Below are 21,747 nucleotides of genomic sequence, written 5' to 3' on the forward strand. Positions count from 1 at the left end.
GGGGACTCACCAAAAGAGTGACGTCCCCGCCTATAATGTCGGTCAACCGTATTATCAGAATGCGTTGACAATACCCATAAATGACTCAGCGTCAAGAGAAGCACCGCCGATAAGACCACCGTCAACATCGGGCTTTGCGAAAAGCTGGGGAGCATTAGAGGGCTTGCAGCTGCCACCATAGAGGATAGAAGTGTTTTCAGCCACTTCCTTGCCGTAACGGTCAGCAATCACGCCGCGGATAAACGCGTGCATGTCTTCAGCCTGATCGTCGGTAGCAGTCTTTCCTGTACCGATAGCCCAAACCGGCTCGTAGGCAAGAATAATCTTGCCGAAGTCTTCAGCAGAGAGGTTGAAGAGAGCTTCTTCAATCTGCTTTTTAACTACATCGTTATAAGTGCCGTTTTCGCGCTCTTCAAGCACTTCACCGATACAGAAAATCGGGGTGAGCTTGTTTTCAAGGGCAAGAGCCACTTTTTCTTTAAGTATTTCAGAAGTTTCACCGTAATACTGGCGACGCTCAGAGTGTCCGAGGATTACATAAGTAGCGCCGGTAGAAGCTACCATAGGAGCCGACACCTCACCGGTGTAAGCGCCTGACTTGTGGTCGGCACAGTTTTCAGCGCCAAGACCAAGCTTGTTCTGATCGATAACAGCGTTGATTGAAGCAAGATGGGTAAAGGGGACAGCGATTACGACATCACACTTGGGTTCAGCACCCTTCAAAGCTTCATTGACTTCCTTGGCAAGAGCCACGCCTTCCTGGAGAGTAGTGTTCATTTTCCAGTTACCGGCTACAATTTTCTTTCTCATCTTCAATATAAATTAAGTAAGTAGTATAAGTCAAACGACATAAGTAACAGAATAACGCCTTATTTTTTTTACCTATTACCTATTGAATCATTTTGGTTATAAACAATCCTTAAAAAAATCAGCAAAAACAGCCGATGATTTATCAGGCGGTCAACTTTTGCGAATTATTTAAGAGGCTACAAATATAGTCATTTTTTTCGATTCCTGCGTGTTAAATGTAGTTTAACCGCCCTTCCGCTTCTGTCAACACCCCACAGGAATAGTTCCACACCGACAAACAGGAATGTAAGCAGCCAGAAATAGCCCATTCCTGAATAGGCGAGACGGTCAAGGGTGTAGTCGTCGGGGGAAGCGAATGTGTCACTGTCAATAGAGTTAAGAGAGCGTTTCCAGACTATCACCCCATTCTTCAGATACACGACCGCGACATTTCCGCGGGCAAGCTCCTTGATAGCAGTGTCTTCGGCTGAATAAAGCCCGTAGGACGCCATCGTGATGTCACGCCAGAAGTCTATTCCGTCATCGTCAGCCCCGATTATGCCTGTCATCCTGCCACCCCGAGAGTTCACATAACGGTTCATCTCATTTATAAGATAGGTCGACGACACATCAATATCCTCAAGCCCCGGGATGAGAAGCAACACATGAATGCTGTCGGGCGCAAGCACGTCGGCAGTCACATCCTCATCGCCGTCAAACACGGCAAATGCACGCTCATCTCCGGCGGTGCCTTCCACAAGCCTGCGGTCAACAAAACTCCATGTGCTGTCAGGAAGCTCGTCTTCGCCAAACTCTTTCTGCACCCCGTCTTTCTCATAGACAAAGGTGAACTTCTCCTCATCGGCATCGCCTGAGCCATCACCCGCAAGCAACGTCGTGCCTACTTTGTAGGGGCGGAAGTCGACAAGCGGCTGCACATGGTAGCCGAAAAGCCCGATGGAAATGATATAAAGGAATGACACAAACGCCACAAGCCACTGGGAATAGGATGTAAAGAGTCCGTCGACCTTATGATTGTTAAAGAGGAGATAAACGAGCATTATCATCAACGCCACATTTTTCAGGAAAGTGGCGAGATTGGAGATGATAAGGAAATCGCCGAAACATCCGCAGTCGCTGACAGGGTCGGCAATAAGGATATAGAGTGTAAGCGGCAGCATGCCAAGCATTATAAGCGTCATAAGCCACGCGGCTGTGCGCTTATAGCATCCTGTAGCCATGAAACAGCCAAGCATGAACTCGGCGCCCGACAGCCCCATTGCTACGGCAAGCACAAGCGAACGTGGCTGCGGCATGTCCCACACCGCGAGATACTGCTCGATCTTATATATAAAGCCCCATACATCAATCATCTTCGTCAGACCGGAGAAGATAAATGTAGCTCCGACGAGCAGACGGCATACCCAGACAATCGCCTTACGGTGGCGACAGAAAAAGTCAGTCATCGCTTTCTGTAAGCTTTATGATAGCAAACACGGAGTAGTTTATCATGTCCTGATAATTGGCATCTATTCCTTCAGACACAATGGTGACCCCGGCATTATCCTCAATCTGCTTTGTCCTCATCAGCTTCTGCAATATTATATCGGTGTAAGAGTGGACACGCATTCCTCGCCAGGCCTCGTCGTAGTCATGATTTTTGCGAATCATCAGCTCGCGGGTAGCGGCGATATGCTTGTCGTAAAGCTCGATTGCACGCGAGGCGGTGATGTCTTCAGTGTCGCTGAATCCAAGCTCAAGCTGAATCAGCCCGATTATGCCATAATTGACAATCGCGATAAATTCGGGCAGAATGCCCTCACCCACCTTTGACACTTTCTTTGTCTCAAGCGAGCGTATGCGCGTCGCCTTTATAAAAATCTGGTCAGTGACCGACTCAGGACGCATAATGCGCCATGCGGCACCGTAATCAGTGAGCTTTTTCACAAATATATCCCTGCATCGAGAAAGAGCAAGGTCAAACTGTGCTATCGTATCAGCCATAAAAAGTCAGTTATTCTAAAAAATTAATCTATTACATGCAAATGTAGCAATTATCGGTAAATAAGTCATAATTACAATCATGCAATACCGATAAGCTCTATTTCAAACACCAGCGTCGAGCCTCCGGGAATGCCGGGCTGCGACATCTTCCCATATCCCATCTCGGCAGGAATGTAGACCTCCCAGCGGTCGCCGACGTGCATCTGCTGAAGAGCGATAATCCAACCTTGAATCAAGTCGCGCAGACGCATGGCAAGCGGTGTGCCGCCACGGCTGCTGTCAAAAGTCTTGCCATTGATTGTCTTTCCGGTATAATGCACCACTACCACGCTGTTTCTCGAAGGCACCGGAGCGTCACTCCTGCCCTTGGACAGCACCTTATACAAAATACCCTTGTCAAGCGACATTACACCGGGTTCCTGCGATTTAGCCTGAAGCCATTCGCGGTTTTTAAGCACATATTCCTGTTTTGCCATGATTTTTTACATTAAACGACATTGCAAAGTTAAGAGTTTTGGCAATATAATCATGCCGGATTTGCCTGCGGTTGAAATATTTTATAATTTTGAAGTGAATAAACTAATATCACGATGAAATCTACAGTAATTTTTGTTATCAGCCTTCTATTGGCGATGGGTTCCGCGACAGCGGCGGAAGAAGTAAAATATGACATCACGGTCGCACAGGACGGCTCAGGCGACTTTACAACCATACAGGAAGCAATAAATTCTGTGCCCGACTTCAGAAAAAAAGCACGTACGACAATCTTTATTAAAAAAGGCGTGTACAAGGAAAAACTTATCATCGCACCGTGTAAAATCAACCTCACTATGACAGGCGAGGATGGCGCGGTTATAACGTATGACGACTATGCGTCCAAGCTCAACCGCTTCGGCGACGAGAAGTCAACATCGGGCTCGGCGTCATGCTATATATATGCGCCCGACTTCATCGCCGAGAATCTCACGTTTGAAAATTCTTCAGGCGCAGTAGGTCAGGCAGTGGCGTGTTTTGTCAGCGGAGACAGGGCCGTATTCCGCAATTGCCGTTTCCTTGGCTGCCAGGACACACTCTACACTTATGGGGTCCCCTCGCGCCAGTATTATGAAGACTGCTACATAGAGGGCACTGTCGACTTTATATTCGGCAAGTCAACTGCCGTATTTAACCGCTGCACCATTCATAGCAAAGGGAAGGGATATGTCACGGCTCCCGCCACCGAAGAAGGGGCTGCCTACGGCTATGTGTTCCATGACTGCACCCTTACGGGCGCTGATGGTGTCGAAAATGTATATCTGTCGCGCCCGTGGCGTCCATATGCCCAGGCAGTGTATATCAACTGTAACCTCGGAGGACATATCGCGGCAGCCGGATGGGACCATTGGGGTAAAGAGTCAAACAAAGAGACGGCATATTATGCCGAATACAACAGCACCGGTGCCGGTGCCAACCCGTCGGCACGAGTCCCCTACTCCCGCCAGCTGACCGACGCAAGCCGCTATGAAATCGAGAAGGTGCTTGCCGGTGATGACGGATGGAATCCGCTGTCGGCACAGTGACCTCTTCGGTCGTAAACGGCAAAAATGGCGCGGGCAATTTGTAGCTGCCGCCACTTTTATATAACTTTGTAAAGTTAATTAACCGAAATTTCAACAGTAGCAGATATATGACTAAGATTGGATCAGTAATGACCCCGATAGCACGCAAAGCGTTGTTGCTGGGTAGTGGAGAATTAGGAAAGGAAGTGGCAATCGAGCTTCAGCGTTATGGAGTCGAGGTGATTGCATGTGACCGCTATGCCAATGCACCCGCCATGCAGGTAGCTCACCGCAGCCACGTGTTTAACATGCTCGATGGAAAGGCTCTTCGCGAGATTATCGAGCTTGAGCGCCCCGACCATATCATACCCGAGGTAGAAGCCATTGCGACCGACACTCTTCGCGAGCTGGAAAAAGAGGGCTACCACGTGACTCCTACAGCAAGAGCCGCGTGGCTCACCATGAACCGCGAGGGAATACGCCGCCTCGCCGCCGAGGAGCTTGGAGTAAAGACATCGCCCTACCGCTTTGCATCGGACTATGACGAGTTCAAGAAAGCCATCGAAGAGATAGGACTGCCTTGCGTAATCAAGCCTATCATGAGTTCTTCAGGTCATGGACAGAGTGTGGCGCGCAAGCCTGAGGATATCGAGCGTTCGTGGGCAATCTCCCAGGAAGGCGGACGCGCAGGCGCCGGAAGGGTGATTGTTGAAGGTTTTGTCGATTTCGACTACGAGATCACTCTACTGACTGTGCGCAGCTGCTGCGGCACCACTTATTGCGAGCCGATAGGTCACATACAGGTCGACGGTGACTACCGTTACTCATGGCAGCCGCAGCCTATGACGACAGCGGCGCTGCAGAAAGCTCAGGAAATAGCAAAGAAAGTGACCGACGCGCTTGGCGGTTATGGAATATTTGGCGTGGAACTGTTTATAAAAGGTGATGACGTGATATTCAGCGAGGTATCACCACGCCCCCACGACACCGGAATGGTGACAATGATTTCTCAGGATCTCAGCGAGTTTGGATTGCATGCCCGCGCACTTCTCGGACTTCCCGTTCCGTCAATACGCTTCTATGGGCCGTCGGCGTCACGCGCAATAGTAGTGGAAGGCGACACAGACAAGATGGAGTTTGACAATCTTGAAGAGGTGCTAAAGGAGCCGGGTACACAGATAAGGATATTCGGAAAGCCTGAAATCAAGGGTCACCGCCGCATGGGAGTCATTCTTGCCACCGACGAGACTGTCGACGCAGCCCGCGAAAAGGCAGAAAGAGCCTACAACGCGCTGAAGACCAATGTGCTTCCCCGCTAATCCTGGCTGACTCACAAGCTATCACGGGTCCTGAATCCTCAGAGAGAGGAGGTTCAGGGCCCGTCACTTTTTACGGCGACGGAGCTTGCGGGCTATATCACGGTGATGAGCCGCAGCGTTGTCCTCTCCGGCTCGTTTATATATCTCGGCGAGAAGAAGATGGGTCGAGGAGCGCTCTTCATCTATCTTGACCGCTATAAGCCCCCAGTCGAGCGCCTGCACGCAATCTCCCTGCTGAAGCCATAACTTTGAAAGCTCGTAAGGTGGAGCCACATTGCCCGGGTCAAGTTCACGAGCCTTGGTGAGCGATGACAATGCCTCGTCGAAATCTCCGAGTTCAGCCGCCAGAGTACCCTTTTCAAGCCACGGGTCGGCAAAGTCGGGCGAAAGTGATATCGCCTTGTCATAGTTGGCAAACACAGGTACAGGATCCATGCCTTCGCTACGGCACTCGCGCGCCATATCCAGATATTCCGACGCGAGTTTACGAAAACGCGACCTGTCATCGGCTACCTGACCGGCAAGCCTCTCCGCTTCAGCCTTATACACTAACAGACTGTTAATCTTACGACGCACAAGACGCATCAAAGGCTGATTGTCAATCTCGCTCCTTGAGCGCATAGCCTCGACAAAGAGATCAAAGGCGCCCGAAATGTCGTCACGGCAAAACGCGTCAAGCGACTTGGCGTAAAGGTCGTCGGCTTTCGCTCTTTCAAGCGCGTCCTCAATCAGACGGGTGTCATTAAACGAGCGGCTGAAATTTACCACAGCGGGATTGATGAACACATCACGCTTGTTAATCGTGGCGGCAAGCCTCAGCCCGTCAAGACTGCGACACCGGCTGAGCGCCACATAAGCCTGTCCACCGCTGAAAGTGCCGTTTCCAAGGTCAATCACGACATCGTTGAATGTAAGACCCTGGCTCTTATGGATAGTCAGCGCCCAGGCGAGCCTGACGGGAAATTGCGTGAAAGAGCCAAGCACAATCTCGACCACCTTATTGCTACTCTCGTCATACTCATATTTTATGTTGCTCCACACGACCGGCTCGACACAGTGAATCTTTTCATCTTCCAGCTGTATCATAAGCTTATCATCGTCAGCGAGATAGACTTTACCTATTGTCCCGTTGACCCAGCGTTTATCGACATCGTTGCGCACAAACACTACCTGAGCCCCGGTCTTCAGAGTCAGCTCCTTCAGCGTAGGTAGCGAGTTTTCAGGGAAATCGCCGCTGATTTCACCGGTATATGTAATCTCGGCGGCTGGAAGTTCTTCAAGCCGCTCGTCGTTAATATGGTCGACCATGCTTCTTTTTGTGGCAAGCGTCATCACCATGCGCCCGTCATCGTCGGCTCCGGGCTTGACCAACCTGCGGTTGAGTGTCATTATATCAAGGTCGGATGGCGAACCGCATCTCATGCGGTCAAGCATCTCTACGAAACCGCTGTCGCTCTGTCGATATACCTTGCGGAGTTCAATCGGGACAACCCTGATGCGAGAGAAAGCCTTCGCACTGAAGAAAAACGGATTAGGATAAAATCGTGACAGGATGTCGCGCATGTCGCCTGTGACTACCGGCTCAAGCTGAAACAGGTCGCCGACAAAAAGCATCTGCTTCCCGCCAAACGGCTCGCGCCAGTTGCCGGAATATGTGCGCAAAATCTTGTCAACAAAGTCTATAACATCGGCACGCACCATGGAAATCTCATCGATTATGATAAGGTCGAGCGCACGAAGCAGGTTGACAAACGACTTGGAATATCTCATGCGCGACTTAATATGGCGCGCATCAAACTCCGGGTCGTCAGGAAGAATAGGCTTAAACGGAATCTTGAAAAAGGAGTGCATCGTCACCCCGCCGACATTAACGGCGGCAATGCCCGTCGGAGCAAGCACGACATATTTCTTATGAGTATTGGCACATATATACCGTAGGAAAGTCGACTTGCCCGTGCCCGCCTTTCCGGTAAGAAACACCGACTGACGGGTAAAGCGTATCAGCTTCCACGCATCCTGAAACTCCTTGTTGTCAAGGTCAATATCCTGTTGCTCTTTCTTTTTCATAAACTGCCCGAGGGGTGCTGCCGCGTCAACTGCACGGTGACAGCACCCCTCAGGTACAAAGTTAATAAATTTTCTTAGAATTTATATCCGAGACTCAGCACAACCTGGTTGCGGGTGTCGGTAACCTTTGCGGCAGGCGAGCCCTGGTCAATAGTCTCCTGAACCACTATCGGAGAGAAGGCATGCCATGTCGACTCACGACGCCTGTTGACATAGGCGAGGTCGGCGTAAAATCCGCCGTAACGGTAACCGAGACCTGCGGTGATATACTGTGTATCATTATCAAACATGTAGCTCGGAAGAGTTCCGGCAGTCCAGATGTTAAGACCGTCGTTTGCCGCCTGCTGCTTCACGCCTGTCCATTCATAGCTATAGCCGAGACGCAGACTAAACTGCGGGGTCACGCGGTATTCAGCACCAAGACGCACGATATTCGTGCCCTTGAAGTATTGCTTCACATCAGCCTTTACATCCTCATAGACATAACCGTCTACACCCGATGTCTGCATGTTTGTGCCACGATATTCATAATCCATGCTCAGGATACCCTGACCGCCGATCACTCCGGCGATACCTACCATCATGCGCCAGGGTGTACGCATGTTATAGTCAGTATATTCACTCACCCCATAATTGGTCTGCGCCACGCCCGTGTTATCGAGATAACCGTTAGCATAGTCTACCGACACGCCGTCAGGATCAAGCCCCATGCCGGGACGATAGTCATAGCCAAGCGCACCCCAATAGGTGTCGGTCATCTGATACCATGTAGGAGTGTGAACGGCAAAACCGATCCTGAGTTCATTTATAGGCTTCACTATCACTCCGAGTTTAACATTGAAACCTGTACCGTTGGAGTTCAGATAATTGGTCAGACGATAGTCGGCAGAGCCTCTCACCATGTCGTAAGCCCCTTCTTCAGCCTTGGACTCAGCTGCAATGTATGCGTCGGATAGATTCTCTTCATAAAATGCCTGCTGCGTATAATTTATATCAGTAATGCCGAAGCCTATACCCCAGTAGACAGTATTATAGATGTTGCCGCCGAAATTGATTGAATATTCGTCGACATATCCCTTCTCTCTCACCTGAAACGAAGCGGAGCCGGATGTGTCGTCGCCCATAAGTCCCTGAAAACCGGTAAAATTACCATCTTCATCATATGTGTCGTTGATTGCATAGCCCTGATAAGAGAGTATGCTCAGCCATGGAGCCTGGGAATCCATATAAGGGTTATAATTGCTTGGGGCATTGGACGGGAACATGTCGGCGGGCGTCCATCCCTCGCTGTTGGTCATTGCTGCGACATAGTTGCTCAACGAAGCACCGCCAAGATTGCGGATGCCTCCACGGAACACACGGTCAAACGACTGCACCCTCGCATAAGACGCACCCCACGAGAATGTAGGGCAACTCTCGCTGTTAAGGCGTATAGTGCCTATGTAGCCGAAGTTATTGAATGAAAACTTTGTCTGGTCGTCGGTTGACGATAAGCCCTGAGCCTCCGCCTTCGACGACTGAAAATCAAGGTTCAGCGTAAATCCTACCTCACTGCTACGGTAAATGCCGATACCCGCAGGATTCTGATTAAGCGATGACAGGTCACCGCCAAGCGCTGTAAACGCACCGCCCATAGACATAAAGCGTGCTGTGCCTCGCATGTCGGGACGCGAGAGGTTATATAGGTCGACTGCAGCCTGAGCGTTGCCAAGCAACGGTGAAACACCTATAGCAGCGAGAGTCAATGTATTATAAATAACTTTCATAGGCATATAAATAAATAGTAAATTACATTAAACGTTAAGCCCCGGCTAATCATCGACGACCTCCGCGATGGCTTCCGCCACCACCGCCGCCACCGGAATATCCTCCACCGCGAGAGGGAGAGCTGTGGCTCGGTGCCGAGTAGGAGCGGTTGCTGTTATAATTATTATTGTTGTTATAACGGCTGTTGTTATTGCCACGGTTTCCGCTGGTTGTGCCCCAGCTTCCATTATTGTTGGACGGGCGCGAACCGCTGTTATTGGACGGACGATATGTACCACCCTGGTTGTTATTATATGACGGGCGGCTTGACGACGAGGAGCCGGGACGGTAATTGCCAAGCGATTCATGAGTGACACCGCCTCTGCCGGGAGTCCTGTTGCCGGAAGGACGCAATGAACTGTTGCCTACTCCGGTGTAGCCGTTGCGTATGCCGACGGGACGTCTGCCTGTAGTCGATCCGGGACTGTAAGCCCATGACGGCCCCCATCCGGGATAGCCCCATCCGGGTCTCCATGCAGGTCCCCAGCCGGGATAACCCCAGCCCCATGACCAGGACGGGCCCCAGCCCGGATAGCCCCAGCCCCATGACCATGAGGGACCCCAGTACCAATCCCAACTGTTCCAGTACCAGGGAGAATTCCATGCATAATAATTGTATCCCCACGGATAATTCCAACCATAGCCGGGAGCGTTGATAATGATATTGACATCAGGCTGCGAAGCGTAGTAGTACTCCACAAGCTCCGGGTCATTGATGTCGGCTATAATGTCACCGTTATGATACTTCTCGATTCTTCGGGTATAAGTGAAGTCATCGCCCTCAGCCACCGCAGCCGACGAGTCGGCGGGGGCATACGCGCCACGCCTGTTATATTCGTCAACATCGCGGGTAGAGCTGCTGACCACCTGATATGCGTCGGCTCCATAAAAATCATGCCCCCCGATAGTAGGGTCATAGTTGTTGTATTGCGCCGCCTGTTGCGCCGCCTTCCGTGCAGCCTTATCAGCCATTTCCTGCTTTGCCTTTGTGTCCTTAGCCGGGTTGTAATAGATGTCATCATCATTAAATCCCTGAGCATGAGAGATGATAAATCCGCCGGTAAGAAGCGAGGTCAATAAAAGTAATTTCTTTGCCAACATAAGACTTGTTCCTCAATAATTAATGATAAGTAACTCATTGAAACTGTTTAAAACCGGCATTTACTTTTAAGCGATAAGCGAGACTTAAAAATCAGCATCAAGCTTAAACAGATTCTTATAAATATTTTCTGTATTGGACATATAATATCAAAGATAGTTTAATCCAATAACACATAAAATTACATCATTTCTTGTAAGCAGGCAACATATTATGATATATTCACTTAACAGGTAAGATTTTTTAACACATCACCACCCGGCAACAGCGCGGAACGCATCAACCGTCGTCAACAAATGGAGGCGGACTCGTGGGGGTCCGCCTCCTATATAAATTTTATGTCAGGATTGTGAGTCTACTTTTCAAGCCGTCCGGCAGGCTTTATGTCGTAAGCCACCATACAGATAGAAAATCCCCAGTAAATGAAAGCAAGAGAAGTAAGGAAGCTTACCATCATCATATTCTGTACCCATCCTGCCTCAAGGAAGAAGAATCCGATGAGCATCAGCAGAATACCATTGACAAGATAGAGCCACCAATATCTGCCCTTATGCCCGTTGCAGGAGCCTATCACCATAGAAATGCCCCAATAAAGGAACACCAAGGCAAGGAAATAAGGGAACACAAACTCTGACAGCATGATACTTCTCACCAAGAGGAATCCGATAAACATGTTAATCATGCCACCGGCAATCCACCATCCCCATCCTTTAGGATAACGCGGGCCCGCAGCCACAATCAACTGCACGATTCCAAACAGAATCAATACCCATCCAAAAATCTGAGATGCGATAGCATATCCCGCATCAGGCCAGAACCAATACGCAAACCCGCATATCACCATCACAATACCGGCTATCAGAACGAGCCACCAGCTCTTTGAGAAGCCCAAGAAGTTAAATTTTGTGAGATTCATAACACTAATAAATTTTAGTTGATACTTTTAATTATATAACAACACATCAGTTAATTTGTTGAAATTTTTTTGAACGGAAATCGGTAATTGCCCGATAACATCAGCGAGGCTACTGCACTACATTTTCCACCGCATTTTCTGTGAGAACAACTATTTTTATCCGATACATAGCCCCACAAATAATATTTTTTTGTTAATTTTGCGACAATTGCAAGTGATGCCATAGAGTTGGCCCATGCAAGGACATATTAACAAAAGGTGTTATTGAAATTATCTTCATAGTTCAAACTTGGCGGTTTGTAAATGCAACGGAGATGATTGGCAATAGCACCTGCATTGAGTGTATGTGTGTGCACCTGCATATTGTCATTTTCGGCAATAGAGAGGTGTATGTATATATCATTTGGTGTGGGGCTATTGCTTTATCATGTTGCATGGGTACGCCAAGACCTGAACTATATGATAAAGCAGATACATCCTCCACACCTTTTTTTATTTTTATAAGAACAACCGTTTTTTGGGCAGGATGAAAGACACATAGCCATGACCGTAGTTTTATGGACAACAAAATTTCAGTCGTGATGAACACTTACAACGCGGAAGTTCATCTGCAGAAAGTGCTTGACTCCCTGAAGGGATTTGACGAAATCGTCGTATGTGACATGGAAAGCACCGACTCCACAGCCGCGATAGCAGCCGACAACGGCTGTCGTGTCGTAACATTTCCCAAAGGGAATCATAACATATGTGAACCTGCGCGTGACTTCGCCATCCATTCCGCCAAATACGACTGGGTGTTTGTAGTAGATGCTGATGAAATAGTGCCGAAAGCCCTTAAAGACTATCTTTACAGCCGCATAAACGAACCGGGATTCAACTCTGCGCTCGCAGTGGCTCGACAGAACATGTTTCTCGGACGCCCCGCGACGGCATCACCCGACTACCAACTGCGCTTCTTCCTTAAAAACAAGACGACCTGGCCCGCTACTATACATTCGCGCCCGAAAGTCGAATGTAAAGTCGAGAATATACCCGCCAATAGAAAAGACCTTTATATGATTCATCTTGATGACCTATCCATAAAATCAAGAATCGACAAGATGAATGTATACAGCGATTATGAGGTTGTGAAGAGATCTCATAAAAAGTATGGAACAGTGAAAATGCTTGTAAGACCGTGGTGGTTCTTTATCCGCAGCTTTATATTAGGCAAGGGCATCACCGACGGGAAAAGGGGACTTGTCAGAGCCTACATGGCATCGCTCTATCAGATTATCTATCTTTCAAAGCTTTATGAAAATAGTGTCAAGGACAAGCGATAAAGCAGGGGAGCTATTAAAACGTCTCACAACAGACATCCTTGACAACAAGAATAATAGCAATAACGCAGTTGTAGTCCACTCAGGCAGAAACAAGATTTGGCGAGAAAATGTAGGAGGCGAGGATGTGGCTATAAAAATATATGGCACCTCACTTGTCAAGTCAATAATCTACATATTCAGGAAAACAAAAGCGCGGAAAGCTTATGAAAATGCCCTCGAACTCACGAAACGCGGTGTAGCTACACCGGCGCCACTTGCGTATGGAGAAAGACGCGGATTCATGAACCGGCTTATCAAAAGTGTCTATATCTCAGTCTATGAAGAGTCGACACCTTTAGCTCACTATCTTGACTGTGAAAATGTAGATGTTATTGATCAGTTTTCCTGCTTTACGGCTATGCTTCACAGCAAGGGGATATTGCATCACGACCTTAACTCAACCAACGTAAGAATAATACCTGCACCTGGACATGCTACGTTCAGCCTTATTGATATAAACCGAATTAAGTTCATTCCGGTAGGGATAACAGTCAATCTTAAAGATAGATTTAACAATATTACAAGATTTTCATCTCTTAATGATAACTACATATTCTTTGTAAAAAAATATCTCAAATACGCCAATCTGCCAGAAGCGCTCTTTGACACAGCTATTCAGTCCAAGTCAAGACATGATACAAAAAGTTCCCGCATACATAAAATCAAAAACATTTTAAAATTTACAGCAAAAACAAAATGATACCAAAGATTATACATTATTGCTGGTTTGGTCACAATGAGAAACCGGCTAAATTCAAAGAGTATCTTGAATCGTGGAAAAAGCATCTTCCTGAATACACTTTAAAAGAATGGAATGAGGAAAACTTTGATGTCAATATCTGTAATTACTCAAGAGAAGCTTACTACACACGCAATATGGCATTTGTATCTGACGTATGCCGCGTATATGCACTTCTGACAGAGGGAGGGATATATCTTGATACCGATGTCAATATATTAAAATCGCTTGACGAAAAACTTGATCTTAAAAACGGATTTCTTGGCATGGAGACTGAAACACTTATTGGAACGGGGCTTATGGCAGCGCCAAAAGGAGCAATGTGGGTAAGTGCCCTTTTTAACTATTATAAACGCCAACGATTTATAAACATATGGGGGCATCCCATGAGGACACCGAACACCAAGATACTCACCTACAAGATTATGCCTAAAATTCCTACATACAAACGCCCAAAAGTATTCCCTATGGGATTTATCGGCGGTGATTTCATTAATCACACATTTGAAATAACGCCAAATACATTTGCCGTACATTATTATCAAGGATCGTGGAAATATAAAAAGACACTAAAAGTAAAACTTAAAAACCTTGCACAAGGATTCTGCGTAAGACACTTTAAAACTGATTTCTCTAAATGAAAATATCTCTGATTATATCTACCTATAACCGTCCTGACGCATTAAAATTATGTGTTAAGAGCGCAATATCGCAAAGTACTGCTCCTGATGAAATAATAATAGGCGATGACGGATCCACTTTGGAAACCAAAGACATGATTGATAGTCTGAGACTACTTACACAGATACCGATAATTCATGTGTGGCAAGAAGACAAAGGATTTCGCCTGGCGATGATGAGAAACAAGTCAGTTGCCATATCTTCAGGCGATTATATTATAGAAATTGATGGTGACATAATACTTCATCGCGATTTCATAAAAGACCACATCGCTCTATGTAGACCAAACCATTACATCAGTGGCGGTAGGACTTATCTGAACAGAAGCTTCTCTGAATACCTATGTAGTGAAGATAAGTTGGACTATCCAAATTTTATGTCTTCCAAAATTGAATACAAACGCGAATACTGTATAAGAATACCTTTGTTTTCAAAAATATTTGCATCGCGATACAGGAAAAACAGAACCGGACTTGGATGTAACCTGTCTTTTTTCAAAAAGGATTTTGCTGCAATAAACGGATATGACGAGAGATTTGAAGGATACGGCTACGAAGATAGCGATTTAGAATCCAGATTAAAAAACCACGGCATAAAAAAACTATTTGCCAAATTTTCTGCCATCGCATTCCATTTATGGCACAACGAGGCATCAATGACCAATCTCGACAATAATCGCTCAATGTATGAACAAAGTACACAACAACAAAAGGTAAGATGTGTAGACGGTTATGACAAGTATCTAAAGGGCAAGATAGAAGTCGCGGAGAAGGATATTGTAGTCGTCACTGCCGATTATGAGGGAGTCAGCGACAATGGGTGACGGCTCAACGGCAATCTCCCAAAGCAGGCGCGAGGGCGACGGCGCGGAAGGCTTGGTGTAGACGCGGGTGAGTCGGGTGACGTTTAATCCGGAAAGCTCACAGTCAAGCATTATGTCATTTTCACGGTCGGCGGGTGAGACAAGCGCCAGGCGTCCTCCCGGGGCGAGCAGATTGCGAGCAGCGCGCAGGATGTTGGCATAGCTCAGCCCGTCGCCATGACGTGCGGCTGCGCGCGCCCGGTCAGGCGACTTTATATCAGTCATGAAAAACGGAGGGTTACTTACAATCAGGTCATAGCGCGACAGGATACCGCTCCCTACAGCCTCGGAGAAGTCGCCCTCTACAAAATCGAGTCTGTCGCCCCAGGGGGAAGCGGCGGCATTTTCCCTCGCCTCGGCGACAGCCTCAGGCACGACGTCTATGCCGGTAATCATCGCCTGTTGACAACGTTGAGCGACCATAAGCGCAATCACGCCGGAGCCTGTGCCGACATCAAGCACGCGAGTGCATCCGGTGACATCACACCAGGCACCGAGCAACACACCGTCAGTGCCCACTTTCATAGCGGCAAGACGGTTGGCCACGGCAAATTGCTTGAACCGGAATGTATGTTGTCGATTTTTATTCGTACCCATTGCGCTGCAAAGGTACAACAATTTACCGGCTTGAACCAATTTTACGTTTAGTAGCCGCTATATATATCGCGCTAAACACACCGAGCATGACAAGCATAGCAGCCTGAAAACTCCACATAACCATAGAAAACGCCGCTCCTTCCGTATTGCCGATGCCGTAAATCGAGAGTGCAAACATCACTGCTATATTCCACGGCCCGAGACCGCCGTTGGACGGGACTGCCATGCTGAACGAGCCGAACACAAACACAACAAGTCCCGGAATCAGCCCATAGGCGGAGCCCGGTGAATCAATCAAAGCGCGCGTAAACGGAAATGCATAAAAACACACATAGGTCTCCATGAAATAACACAGCCAGATACCAAGAGTGAGCACAACATAAGCCCCGACACCTTTCATCGTGAAAAGCACCTTGAATCCTTGCCACACATTTTTCAGGCTACTGTCAATCTTCTCTATATAGCGGTATTTACGGAAGAAATACAACGACGCCCACACGAGTGTAAGCCCAAGAATCACGGCACACCACAATCGCGGGTCATCGGAAAAGTGGCGTATGTCCTCACCGATGGCATAATGGGAAATGAAAGTGTCGATAGGTCCTTTTGCCACGACAAGCGCAAGCCCGAGAAGCATAAGCACCACCACGGCATCGGAACTGCGGTCACCGAGGTCTGTGCCTACGACTGTTGAAAGAGGAGTGTTCTCTCTCCGCGACACGTAGACACACCGCCATGCCTCCCCTACCCCTGAAAAGACGAGATTGAGGGCATAGGCTCCGAAAATTGCCACACTCTCCGCTACGACCGACATACGCGGCACCCCTACGGCACGCAGCTGAATACCCCAGCGTATGCCCCTTATCACATGGGACAACGCTGTTATCAGCATCATCACAACTATCCAGCGGAAATCGCATCCCTCGCGAATCACCCTCATCATCTCATGGATGTCAACCTTGTGAAACAGCCACACCACCATCCCGGCCGATACCAGAAACGGTATCAGATAGCGGGCAATCTTTTCAATCCATTTTCGCAATCCGTCAGTCATATAGTCATCAATAATTTACAGTCTTCTATATCATGCAACCCCGATGAATCGTTAGATTTATCAGGCTGTAGTCAGCCATCGCGGGTCACACGACATTTTTTCTATATTAACAACTGAGCTAAACATTAAGGTAAGATTTACGTTTCTATTAACATAAAATTTTGTATCTTTACGCTAAATAACCGATGAAATAATGAATATAACCTCTGCAAAATTTGAAATAAGCAACACAGATGTAAAAAAGTGTCCGTCGACGCCACGTCATGAATACGCGTTTATCGGGCGTTCCAATGTAGGAAAGTCATCGCTAATCAACATGCTTACAGGAAGGAAAGGTCTTGCCATGACCTCCTCCACCCCGGGCAAGACCACTCTCATCAATCACTTTCTGATAAACGACGAGTGGTATATCGTTGACCTTCCCGGTTACGGATATGCCCAGCGCGGAAAAAAGATGCAGGCGCAGATCAAGCAAATCATCGAGGACTATATTCTTGAACGGGAACAGATGACATGTCTTTTTGTGCTTGTCGACTCCCGCCACGATCCACAGAAAATCGACATGGAGTTTATCGAGTGGCTCGGAGAAAACGGAATCCCGTTTGCCCTGGTGTTTACAAAACTTGACAAGATGTCGGCTGCTGCTGCAAAAATACAGACAGGCAAGTATCTTGAACGCCTGAAGGAACAATGGGAAGAGCTTCCGCCTGTATTTTACACTTCAAGCGCCAACGGCAGAGGGAAACACGAGCTCCTCGACTACATCGAAGAGCTGAACAAGCTTCCTCTACTTGCCTCCGGCGATGAATAACGAGTAACCCCCATCTACCCCATTACACCCAACAGTCATGAACGAAAAATATCTAACCCCGACGGAAAGGGAAGAAATGATAACCTCGTTCCGCCGATTACTTGAGCATACCAGAGATATAGTCGAGCCTGATGACATCAAGAGGGTGAGACATATTATCAACGAAGGTATCAGCCAAAACCACTACCGACGCGATAAATATGGCATAAATCCGGCACTTCACAATATAAAGACTGCCCTGTCGCTATGCGAGAGGGTGAGTCCCGACCGCAACATGATACTTGCGATACTCCTTTACAACCTATGTAAAAGTGAGTTTATCCCCGAAGATGAACTTGTAAAGGCGTGGGGTGAAGACATCGCAAAACTTATACGCGGGCTGCTGAAAGTGTCGACACTTTACAGCAAGCAAGCCGCCGTAGAGAGCGACAACTTCAGAAAGCTGCTGCTTACCTTTGCTGAAGACATACGCGTCATAATCATCATGATTATCGACCGTCTGGAACTCATGCGCACCATCAACCACCATCCCAACGAGAAGATGGTGCATGACGTAGCCTACGAGTCCAACTACCTTTATGCCCCGCTTGCCCACCGTCTCGGTCTTTACGCCATCAAGTCGGAACTTGAGGACATGTCGCTGAAATACACCAACCGCAGCACTTACACCGAGATAGCCCACAAGCTCAACGAGACAAAGGCAAGCCGCGACGCATATATAGCCGAGTTCATCAAGCCTATAAAAGAGAAGCTTGACAAGACTCCCCTGAAATATGAAATCAAAGGCAGGACAAAGTCGATATATTCGATATGGAACAAGCTCAAGAAACAGAAAAACGACATCGAGCATATATATGACCTCTTCGCCATAAGGATTATCATCGACAGCGAGCGCGAGGCGGAGAAAAGCGACTGCTGGCTCGCCTACTCCATAATCACCGACCTCTACCGGCCCAATCCGTCAAGGATGAAAGACTGGCTCAGCATACCCAAAAGCAACGGCTACGAGTCGCTCCACATAACAGTCTACGGCCCTGACAACCGATGGGTCGAGGTGCAGATACGCACCAAGCGCATGGACCTCATTGCGGAAAAGGGACTTGCCGCACACTGGCGCTACAAAGGCATCAAGAGCGAAGGAAACCTCGACGCGTGGATGAACAATGTGCGTGACATCCTTGAAACTGCCGAGACCGGACCGATGGAGCTGATGAAAAACATGAAGATGGACATCTACGAAAAAGAGGTGTTTGTGTTCACTCCCAAAGGCGACCTTTACAAGTTGCCGTTCGGAGCATCGCTCCTGGACTTTGCCTTCAACATCCACACCAATCTGGGGATGAAGTGTACGGGCGGAAAAGTCAACGGCAAAAACCAGAAGCTAAACTACAAGCTGAAAAGCGGCGACACTGTCGAGGTGTTCACCGCCTCGACACAGATTCCGAAACTCGACTGGCTCAACTTTGTAGTGACGTCAAAGGCTCGCAACAAGATAAGACAGGCTGTCCACGAAATGAAAAACGGTGCGGCAACGCTTGGCAAGGAGCTTGTCGAACGACGCTTCAAAAACCGCAAAATCGACCTGCAGGAGGCGACAATAATGCGCGTGATAAAGAAGATGGGCTACAAGACCGTGACCGACTTTTATGATGCCGTGGCAGCAGAATCGATAGACATAAACGACATAATAGCCGAATATGAAAACATCGAGAAGAAGGATGCAGCCATAGGCGAGATACGCTCCGCCGAGGAATTCCAGCTCTCACCAAAAACCGATGACGAAGAGCGTCAGGACGACGTGCTTGTAATCGGCGACAATATCAAAGGCATCAACTACAAGCTTGCGAAATGCTGCAACCCGATTTACGGCGACGACGTGTTTGGCTTCATTTCGGCCGAGGGCGTCATCAAGATTCACCGTCACGACTGCCCCAATGCCGACAATATACGCCAGAAATATCCCTACCGTCTGATTACTACAAGATGGTCGGGAAAACTCGGGCAGCAGTTCGGGGCGACACTGCGCATAATCGGTCATGACGACATAGGCATCGTCACTAACATCACCTCCATCATCAACAAGGAGAAAGACGTGACCCTGCGCAGCATCTCGATCAATTCCAACGACTCAATATTCCAAGGCTACCTGATTGTCGGAGTAAACGACACTGTAGCCCTCAACAACCTTATAAAAAAACTAAAAACCGTAAAAGGAGTAAAAGATGTGCAACGTAGTAAATAAAGCGGTCACTGCCGCAGCCGCCTTAGCGCTTGTGATGACGGCATGTAATGGAAAAAACGCGGAAAAAGAGAGTGCGGAAAGCCTTGTCGCCACAGCTGACTCGGCGCTTAACGCGGGCGACTACCGCCTCGCCATAGAACTTCTTGACACATTACAGTCAAAGTATCCCGCCCAGATAGAGAGCCAGCGCAAAGGGATGCACCTGCGCCCGCTGGCAATGGAAAAAATGACTGTCGCCGAGATGCAGATGACCGACAGCCTTCAAGCTTATTACGCTCATCTTCAGGACTCGCTGATGAATTATTTCACCTTTGTCAACAATCCGGAACTTGTAGAGGGATATTATGTGATAAAGGAGTCGGCCAACTCCAACCTGTTCAACCGCACCGGAGTCGAGGCGCGAGTGTCGCCCGACGGCGGATTCTATCTTATAAGCTCGCTTAACGCCCGTCAGGTGCGCCACACATCCATCAGCCTGAAAGGTAGCGCGGGAGAGGTCAGCACCTCGGAAGTGGCATATGACGGTGACCGCAACTACCGTTCGGGCGGCACAGAGATGATTACATTCATCGGAGCGGAGTGTGACACACTCGGTCATTTCCTTACTGCAAATCCTGACAAAAAAGTAACGTTGACCTTCAAAGGGGCGTCAAACTATTCCACCCCTCTTTCAGCCAACGACAACCGCTCCATCACACTCGCCTATCAGCTCGGCAAGGCAATGGAGCAGTCACGGTCGCTCAGCTCGAAACGCGACTTCCTCGACCGACAGCTTCTTCTCGCCCGCGACCAGGCTGCCCGCACTGATAAAGATTAGCATCAAGCCAGCCAAACATATAATCGTAAAGTGCATTGCGGACTTCAGGCTTTGACAACACAAGGTCATGAAGTCCGCCTTTTACTGTAATCTCAGTGACAAGCGGGCCGAGACGCTTTCCGTAGCGCGATATATCCTCCACATCAAGCACAGCATCGCTTGACGAGTAGACCTCACGCGGGTCACCGGCCTTTGCCGTGCGGTCAGAGTGCATCAGCAATACCGGAACCTTAATAAACGGGTCGTTCTGTATTATAGCCTGAGCCATGTCTATAGCGCGTATCCAGCCGGTGTCGACATCGGGCGAGACCTCCAATTTCAATGAAGTGTCAAATTCCCATTCGCCGCCATACTCTTTCAACAGGCTCTCACTGTAAGCCCGGCTATCACCCTGAGAAATCGCGATACCTGGCAAAACGCCACCGATACAGTCGACCGCGGGAATCAGTATGCGTTCCTGAAACTTGCTCTGATTCCAGTCAAGAAACGGGCTGTTAAGCACCAGAACCTTGATTTCGGCAGGAGGATTCTCATTCATATATAGCGAAGTGGTAAGCCCGCCTGTAGAGTGTCCGATGAGTACAATCTCATCAATGCCGTCACGCTTCATACACATAACGGCAGAATCAATGTCGGCGAAATACTCATGCATATCCCTGACCTGAAACGCTTTCTGCCCTTCCATCAAAGAGCGTCCGTACTTACGCAAATCCACAGCATAGAAGTTGTAGCATGAATCCACAAACCTGTCGCCCATCTCTTTCTGGAAAAAATAGTCGTTAAACCCGTGCACATACAGCACTCCGCGATGTCCGCCACATGCCGAGCGCTTGCGCACAATCGTCGAACGCACTTTTCCGCTGTAATCATCGGGCTGCTCCACATAACGCATCTCATAGCCGTCGCCAAGCCTGTCGGGCATCCACTGTGCCACTGCCGGAATTACAGCAACAGCAACAAGCATCAATAACAATACGGTCTTTTTCATAAGCAATAATCAAAACAATGCGGGCACGAAAGAATCCGTGCCCACATCTATAACATT

The 21,747-nt window shown here is 48.3% G+C and carries 19 protein-coding genes and 1 pseudogene; 9 read left to right on the forward strand and 11 right to left on the reverse strand.

The window, feature by feature from the left end:
• Positions 1–54 precede the first annotated feature (54 nt).
• The 4 genes from tpiA to E4T81_RS05920 all read right to left on the reverse strand — a co-directional run bounded on the left by tpiA (position 55) and on the right by E4T81_RS05920 (position 3,269).
• On the reverse strand, positions 55–810 hold the full coding sequence (gene tpiA, locus E4T81_RS05905) for a triose-phosphate isomerase (protein WP_135042344.1): 756 nt from the start codon (positions 808–810) through the stop codon (positions 55–57).
• Positions 811–998: 188 nt separating this feature from the next.
• The gene (locus E4T81_RS05910; protein WP_135042345.1) at positions 999–2,255 is read right to left on the reverse strand and encodes a BT_3928 family protein; all 1,257 of its coding nucleotides are present in this window, start codon (positions 2,253–2,255) and stop codon (positions 999–1,001) included.
• Positions 2,248–2,793 (reverse strand): DUF1599 domain-containing protein, encoded by a 546-nt coding sequence (locus E4T81_RS05915; RefSeq protein WP_135042346.1) that lies wholly within the window; start codon positions 2,791–2,793, stop codon positions 2,248–2,250. Before E4T81_RS05915 ends, E4T81_RS05910 begins: the two co-directional genes overlap by 8 nt.
• A 77-nt stretch (positions 2,794–2,870) precedes the next feature.
• Positions 2,871–3,269, reverse strand: coding sequence for an FKBP-type peptidyl-prolyl cis-trans isomerase (locus E4T81_RS05920; RefSeq protein ID WP_135042347.1), 399 nt, complete (start codon positions 3,267–3,269; stop codon positions 2,871–2,873).
• A gap of 189 nt (positions 3,270–3,458) precedes the next feature.
• Between E4T81_RS05920 and E4T81_RS05925 the strand changes: the two are divergent.
• Both E4T81_RS05925 and purT read left to right on the forward strand, forming a co-directional pair.
• Positions 3,459–4,352, forward strand: a pseudogene (locus E4T81_RS05925) (pectinesterase family protein); the annotation flags it as partial.
• A 107-nt stretch (positions 4,353–4,459) separates the two neighbouring features.
• Positions 4,460–5,650, forward strand: coding sequence for a formate-dependent phosphoribosylglycinamide formyltransferase (purT, locus tag E4T81_RS05930; protein ID WP_135042349.1), 1,191 nt, complete (start codon positions 4,460–4,462; stop codon positions 5,648–5,650).
• A 63-nt stretch (positions 5,651–5,713) separates the two neighbouring features.
• Here the strand turns inward: purT and E4T81_RS16025 are convergent, their stop codons facing one another.
• The 4 genes from E4T81_RS16025 to E4T81_RS05950 form a co-directional block, all read right to left on the reverse strand.
• Positions 5,714–7,717, reverse strand: a complete 2,004-nt coding sequence (locus tag E4T81_RS16025) for an AAA family ATPase (protein ID WP_135042350.1) — start codon at positions 7,715–7,717, stop codon at positions 5,714–5,716.
• 74 nt (positions 7,718–7,791) lie between these two features.
• Positions 7,792–9,483 (reverse strand): OmpP1/FadL family transporter, encoded by a 1,692-nt coding sequence (locus E4T81_RS05940; protein WP_135042351.1) that lies wholly within the window; start codon positions 9,481–9,483, stop codon positions 7,792–7,794.
• 49 nt (positions 9,484–9,532) lie between these two features.
• Positions 9,533–10,624, reverse strand: coding sequence for a hypothetical protein (locus tag E4T81_RS05945; RefSeq protein ID WP_135042352.1), 1,092 nt, complete (start codon positions 10,622–10,624; stop codon positions 9,533–9,535).
• 353 nt (positions 10,625–10,977) lie between these two features.
• The gene (locus E4T81_RS05950) at positions 10,978–11,538 is read right to left on the reverse strand and encodes an HdeD family acid-resistance protein (RefSeq protein ID WP_135042353.1); all 561 of its coding nucleotides are present in this window, start codon (positions 11,536–11,538) and stop codon (positions 10,978–10,980) included.
• Between the two features lie 557 nt (positions 11,539–12,095).
• Here E4T81_RS05950 and E4T81_RS05955 point away from each other — a divergent pair.
• From E4T81_RS05955 to E4T81_RS05970, 4 genes are read left to right on the forward strand one after another with little or no spacing between them, the layout of a single operon-like run.
• Positions 12,096–12,860 carry a glycosyltransferase family 2 protein gene (locus E4T81_RS05955; protein ID WP_135042354.1) on the forward strand — a complete coding sequence of 255 codons (765 nt, stop codon included), beginning with the start codon at positions 12,096–12,098 and terminating at the stop codon, positions 12,858–12,860.
• Entirely contained in the window at positions 12,832–13,599 is a 768-nt protein-coding gene (locus E4T81_RS05960; RefSeq protein WP_135042355.1) for a hypothetical protein, read from the forward strand. The genes E4T81_RS05955 and E4T81_RS05960 overlap by 29 nt, the downstream gene beginning before the upstream one ends.
• Positions 13,596–14,279, forward strand: a complete 684-nt coding sequence (locus E4T81_RS05965; RefSeq protein WP_135042356.1) for a glycosyltransferase family 32 protein — start codon at positions 13,596–13,598, stop codon at positions 14,277–14,279. Before E4T81_RS05960 ends, E4T81_RS05965 begins: the two co-directional genes overlap by 4 nt.
• Positions 14,276–15,142, forward strand: coding sequence for a glycosyltransferase family 2 protein (locus E4T81_RS05970; RefSeq protein ID WP_135042357.1), 867 nt, complete (start codon positions 14,276–14,278; stop codon positions 15,140–15,142). Before E4T81_RS05965 ends, E4T81_RS05970 begins: the two co-directional genes overlap by 4 nt.
• On the opposite strand, the gene E4T81_RS05975 is transcribed toward E4T81_RS05970, so the two are convergent.
• Together E4T81_RS05975 and E4T81_RS05980 are read right to left on the reverse strand one after the other, a co-directional pair.
• The gene (locus tag E4T81_RS05975) at positions 15,062–15,778 is read right to left on the reverse strand and encodes a tRNA1(Val) (adenine(37)-N6)-methyltransferase (RefSeq protein ID WP_135042363.1); all 717 of its coding nucleotides are present in this window, start codon (positions 15,776–15,778) and stop codon (positions 15,062–15,064) included. The genes E4T81_RS05970 and E4T81_RS05975 overlap by 81 nt on opposite strands.
• 22 nt (positions 15,779–15,800) lie before the next feature.
• Positions 15,801–16,832: a lysylphosphatidylglycerol synthase transmembrane domain-containing protein gene (locus tag E4T81_RS05980; protein WP_135042365.1), complete on the reverse strand. Its 1,032-nt coding sequence runs from the start codon at positions 16,830–16,832 to the stop codon at positions 15,801–15,803.
• Positions 16,833–17,025: 193 nt separating this feature from the next.
• On the opposite strand from E4T81_RS05980, the gene yihA reads away from it, so the two are divergent.
• The 3 genes from yihA to E4T81_RS05995 are packed head-to-tail and all read left to right on the forward strand — an operon-like array spanning position 17,026 to position 20,702.
• Positions 17,026–17,643, forward strand: coding sequence for a ribosome biogenesis GTP-binding protein YihA/YsxC (gene yihA / locus E4T81_RS05985; protein ID WP_135042367.1), 618 nt, complete (start codon positions 17,026–17,028; stop codon positions 17,641–17,643).
• Between the two features lie 37 nt (positions 17,644–17,680).
• Positions 17,681–19,885, forward strand: coding sequence for a bifunctional (p)ppGpp synthetase/guanosine-3',5'-bis(diphosphate) 3'-pyrophosphohydrolase (locus E4T81_RS05990; protein WP_135042369.1), 2,205 nt, complete (start codon positions 17,681–17,683; stop codon positions 19,883–19,885).
• A complete protein-coding gene (locus E4T81_RS05995; RefSeq protein ID WP_135042371.1) occupies positions 19,866–20,702 on the forward strand; it encodes a hypothetical protein in 837 nt (278 codons plus the stop codon). The genes E4T81_RS05990 and E4T81_RS05995 overlap by 20 nt, the downstream gene beginning before the upstream one ends.
• Here E4T81_RS05995 and E4T81_RS06000 read toward each other — a convergent pair.
• Entirely contained in the window at positions 20,626–21,690 is a 1,065-nt protein-coding gene (locus E4T81_RS06000; protein WP_135042373.1) for an alpha/beta hydrolase, read from the reverse strand. The genes E4T81_RS05995 and E4T81_RS06000 overlap by 77 nt on opposite strands.
• Positions 21,691–21,747 lie beyond the last annotated feature (57 nt).

Origin of the sequence: Barnesiella sp. WM24 (assembly GCF_004570975.1) — a bacterium.
Taxonomy (GTDB): domain Bacteria; phylum Bacteroidota; class Bacteroidia; order Bacteroidales; family Muribaculaceae; genus Muribaculum.

Coding starts and splice junctions, on each gene's coding strand:
- tpiA (WP_135042344.1), bottom strand. CDS start 810: ATGAGAAAGAAAATTGTAGCCGGTAACTGGAAAATGAACACTACTCTC.
- E4T81_RS05910 (WP_135042345.1), bottom strand. CDS start 2,255: ATGACTGACTTTTTCTGTCGCCACCGTAAGGCGATTGTCTGGGTATGC.
- E4T81_RS05915 (WP_135042346.1), bottom strand. CDS start 2,793: ATGGCTGATACGATAGCACAGTTTGACCTTGCTCTTTCTCGATGCAGG.
- E4T81_RS05920 (WP_135042347.1), bottom strand. CDS start 3,269: ATGGCAAAACAGGAATATGTGCTTAAAAACCGCGAATGGCTTCAGGCT.
- purT (WP_135042349.1), top strand. CDS start 4,460: ATGACTAAGATTGGATCAGTAATGACCCCGATAGCACGCAAAGCGTTG.
- E4T81_RS16025 (WP_135042350.1), bottom strand. CDS start 7,717: ATGAAAAAGAAAGAGCAACAGGATATTGACCTTGACAACAAGGAGTTT.
- E4T81_RS05940 (WP_135042351.1), bottom strand. CDS start 9,483: ATGAAAGTTATTTATAATACATTGACTCTCGCTGCTATAGGTGTTTCA.
- E4T81_RS05945 (WP_135042352.1), bottom strand. CDS start 10,624: ATGTTGGCAAAGAAATTACTTTTATTGACCTCGCTTCTTACCGGCGGA.
- E4T81_RS05950 (WP_135042353.1), bottom strand. CDS start 11,538: ATGAATCTCACAAAATTTAACTTCTTGGGCTTCTCAAAGAGCTGGTGG.
- E4T81_RS05955 (WP_135042354.1), top strand. CDS start 12,096: ATGGACAACAAAATTTCAGTCGTGATGAACACTTACAACGCGGAAGTT.
- E4T81_RS05960 (WP_135042355.1), top strand. CDS start 12,832: ATGAAAATAGTGTCAAGGACAAGCGATAAAGCAGGGGAGCTATTAAAA.
- E4T81_RS05965 (WP_135042356.1), top strand. CDS start 13,596: ATGATACCAAAGATTATACATTATTGCTGGTTTGGTCACAATGAGAAA.
- E4T81_RS05970 (WP_135042357.1), top strand. CDS start 14,276: ATGAAAATATCTCTGATTATATCTACCTATAACCGTCCTGACGCATTA.
- E4T81_RS05975 (WP_135042363.1), bottom strand. CDS start 15,778: ATGGGTACGAATAAAAATCGACAACATACATTCCGGTTCAAGCAATTT.
- E4T81_RS05980 (WP_135042365.1), bottom strand. CDS start 16,832: ATGACTGACGGATTGCGAAAATGGATTGAAAAGATTGCCCGCTATCTG.
- yihA (WP_135042367.1), top strand. CDS start 17,026: ATGAATATAACCTCTGCAAAATTTGAAATAAGCAACACAGATGTAAAA.
- E4T81_RS05990 (WP_135042369.1), top strand. CDS start 17,681: ATGAACGAAAAATATCTAACCCCGACGGAAAGGGAAGAAATGATAACC.
- E4T81_RS05995 (WP_135042371.1), top strand. CDS start 19,866: ATGTGCAACGTAGTAAATAAAGCGGTCACTGCCGCAGCCGCCTTAGCG.
- E4T81_RS06000 (WP_135042373.1), bottom strand. CDS start 21,690: ATGAAAAAGACCGTATTGTTATTGATGCTTGTTGCTGTTGCTGTAATT.